Raw genomic sequence first — 997 nt, forward strand, 5'->3', positions numbered from 1 at the left:
CCTTCTACTTCTTTACCAATAGTGATAACTTTTGTCTTTTCATCCTGCTTCGCAAGGCTATCACTGACAACATTAGTTACATCATTATGGACATTCGTAATAGAACTCGCAACTCCAGCAAATGCTTCCGATACACTATTGTAAACCTTTTCCTCACCAGCACTACCATCAGAATTGACAGTTTTAAGCTTGAAGGTAGGTGCAACCCATTCTCCCTTTTCATTATAACCTGCACCTCCACCAAAATACGTCGCAAACTGTTTCTGCAGATCATAAATCTGTCCACCCGTAATCGCATCACTCGAGCCTGATACTATAGAGCCAGCTGCAAGTGATGTAAGCTTGCTGTTCTCTTTATTGTCCCCATGCGTCGCTACAAACGCACCTTTAGTCTTGCCCCATAACAATGCATCGCCTTGAACTGCTTGCGTAATATTACTCAGTTTTTCATCAAACTTTTTGACCTCATTAGACAGATGAGTGTTCACATTCTTGACACTCGTATCAAGACCCGCAAAGGCGCTACCAACATCGTTATATGAATTAGTCGTTACTGTACCATCGTCAGAAACATTAGAAATTTTATAAGTTGGAGCTGTAAAAACACCCTCTTTAAAGGATGCTTCTCCACCTAAAAACTTAGCTACATCCTCACCGATTTTGTTAACCTGTCCACCCGTGATTGCATCACGTGAATCCTTAGCAATCTGACCATCAGCAACATTATGCAAACCTACAGCCGCCTTATCCTTACCTTTACCTAAAGTCACACTCGCATAATTTATAGTGTTATTATCACCCTCTTTTTTATCATAATGAACAACAGCCGAGTCATCTGATTGAAGACTGTTAGAAAACTTCTCTAAACTTTCATCAAGCTGACCTTTGTTAACAGCTTCATTCATACGCTCTGCTTTCTTAACACCAGAAAGCGTCCGGTCTTCTTTCTTACTGTTGGCAATGTTGATTTCACTACCTTCTACTGCACCTCCAATAG

Annotated in this window: 1 pseudogene; it reads right to left on the reverse strand. The window is 40.7% G+C overall.

What is annotated here, in order from left to right:
- A pseudogene (locus ACFIMQ_RS09445) lies at positions 1-997 on the reverse strand (hypothetical protein); the annotation flags it as partial.

The organism is Bartonella sp. AD13SXNS (assembly GCF_042196465.1).
Classification (GTDB): domain Bacteria; phylum Pseudomonadota; class Alphaproteobacteria; order Rhizobiales; family Rhizobiaceae; genus Bartonella.